The sequence below is a fragment of the Nitrosomonas sp. Nm84 genome (assembly GCF_003201565.1).
GTDB lineage: Bacteria > Pseudomonadota > Gammaproteobacteria > Burkholderiales > Nitrosomonadaceae > Nitrosomonas.
The window spans coordinates 1-2135 of sequence record NZ_QJJP01000074.1; the positions used below are offsets into that span (position 1 = coordinate 1).

Annotated in this window: 3 protein-coding genes and 1 pseudogene; 3 read left to right on the top strand and 1 reads right to left on the bottom strand. The window is 41.2% G+C overall.

Going from position 1 to position 2135, the window contains the following annotated elements:
* The first annotated feature begins 117 nt into the window (after nucleotides 1-117).
* The 3 genes from C8R34_RS16095 to C8R34_RS16105 all read left to right on the top strand — a co-directional run bounded on the left by C8R34_RS16095 (nucleotide 118) and on the right by C8R34_RS16105 (nucleotide 1398).
* Nucleotides 118-297 (top strand): hypothetical protein, encoded by a 180-nt coding sequence (locus tag C8R34_RS16095; RefSeq protein ID WP_110342296.1) that lies wholly within the window; start codon nucleotides 118-120, stop codon nucleotides 295-297.
* Nucleotides 297-506 (top strand): type II toxin-antitoxin system RelE/ParE family toxin, encoded by a 210-nt coding sequence (locus C8R34_RS16100; protein ID WP_110342298.1) that lies wholly within the window; start codon nucleotides 297-299, stop codon nucleotides 504-506. The genes C8R34_RS16095 and C8R34_RS16100 overlap by 1 nt, the downstream gene beginning before the upstream one ends.
* Before the next feature lie 697 nt (nucleotides 507-1203).
* Entirely contained in the window at nucleotides 1204-1398 is a 195-nt protein-coding gene (locus C8R34_RS16105) for a hypothetical protein (protein ID WP_110342300.1), read from the top strand.
* 306 nt (nucleotides 1399-1704) lie between these two features.
* Here the strand turns inward: C8R34_RS16105 and C8R34_RS17480 are convergent.
* Nucleotides 1705-2120 (bottom strand): annotated as a pseudogene (locus tag C8R34_RS17480) (tyrosine-type recombinase/integrase).
* Nucleotides 2121-2135 lie beyond the last annotated feature (15 nt).

A 2135-nucleotide genomic window follows, 5' to 3' on the forward strand; every position in this document is an offset into this window, starting at 1 on the left:
GCATCGTAAGAAGTGTATAAAAACCGATTAACCAACTATACCAGGTGGAAACTTTTCGACGCCGATTCCTGGAAAGTTTTCAATGCCGATTGACATACGTCATAAGGAAAGATTGTTATGCAAACCGTTAAGCAAATTATTCAGGATATCGCTGCTCACCTGCCGGAACAAGCCACCTCCGACAATGCCATGTACGCTATCTATGTACGCCAAAAGCTAGAGCATTCGCTCGAAGCGGCGAAGGAAGGCAATATCACATCACAGGAAGAGATGGAAAAGCGATACCTAAGTGATTGATGCGCGTTGAATGGTCGAATCTTGCGCGTGATGATCTCGATGACCTAATACAGTATATTAGTCGCGATTCGTCATTTTATGCACGACGTTTCGGTGAGAAAATAATACTCGCCACACGACGATTAAGAGACTTTCCTGAGAGCGGACGCATTATTCCAGAAACCGAAGATCAAAAATACGGGAGATTATCGTACAGGGCTATCGCGTGATGTATCGTTTGGAAGCTGACCGCATTTTGATCCTCGCTATCATGCAGGCAGTCGGGACTTGACGGAAAAGGAGAAAAACCTTGGGAGGAAAGCTAGCAAGGCTAAATGAGAAATTCCGCTGCGCGACTACTACAGATCAATATAAGTTTTGATATATAAATCGATGACTTCCTCACGTTTTACATACAGCGACTCCAGATAATCTTTGTTAGAAACTCCCTTCGTTAAACAGATCCAAGTCCTAAAGTAATGAGGGAGGTCGTCAATAAACGTGATTATGGAATTATCTTCAAACACTACACCGCTTCGCGTTCGTGCAATGATCTTTCTATTTATTATAGCAAGTATTAATCTAATGAGGTGCTCATCTAATCTTAGATGAGATCGCCTGGGGATCGATCTCGTCCGGATTAGCGCCAATCCATTCATGCGCAAGTTGCCAAACAGTCTTGTAATCAGGGTTGTCATCGAGATACATAGCAATTCAATTAGGCGATTGGTCGATGTTGATTGACGGCTAGGAGTATGGGCACTTGAGATAAATATCTGCTCAATCTTTTGTTGCAAGAAAGGATCAATAAGAACTGTATATGTGAATCAATTGTGAATAATATGTAAAGTATTTGTGAATATAATGTGAACTTTTGGTTAAATTTGAATTCAAATAACTTATTAATCGTTTTTTCTGGAGAATAAAATGAGTAAAAAACATGTTAGCAGCTCAGTAATTTTATTTAGTTTTGTTTTACTGAGTGTATTAGCTTCAATCGGCTTGATTATGTTTGATGGAATGCATGTAGGGATATTATTTTTTGCAGGTTATTTAGTAGTGGCTGCAATTAGCAGCACTTTCAAGGATAAAAGATATTTCTCGCGCAGAGCTTTAGGCTGAATTAACATAAACTCTAAGGCCAATACTAATATTTAGTGTTGGTTTTTTTATTTAAGCCACATCCAAATCCCCATTGCTATCATCATCAAATTTTCTGAGGTATGTTGTCAAAAATGGAGTCCATAGGTTTAAGCGGCGAGTAGATTTGCATAGTACTGCTGCGAAAATTGTGCAGGCGATAAATATCCCAATTTTTCTTGCTTGCGCTGTCGGGATACACCGTCACTATGCAACGGCAAGAACTCTTTATGCAGCTCTGTATGGCAATATCGCTGCGCCTATTTTAATTGCATCTAAATAGTCTGCTCAATCCTGCATCATGCGTGCCCGTGGTTCAAGATACAGGGCATGGTTATAACTTGCTGATACCGCATCACGTTTGCTATGTGCCAGTTGCAATTCAATATGGTCATGGTCATAACCGCGTTCATGAAGGATCGTTGATGCTATCCCCCTGAAACCGTGGCCGGTCATGCGAGAGTGATAGCCTAGCCTAGCCGGTAGAGTGCGTACAGAATGGTGTTGTTGCTCATTGACTTACCGTCTCTACGCTCGCTAGGGAACAGTAGAATTTCGTCAGCAGCCAACGTTTTGATTTTCGTTAATACTGCGATAGCCTGATCGGATAGAGGTACGATATGAGGAGTTTTCATTTTCATGCGTTCCGTTGGTATGCGCCATTGCTTTTTATCAAGATCTATTTCTTCCCACCTGGCGCCAATTAATTCACTGGTTCG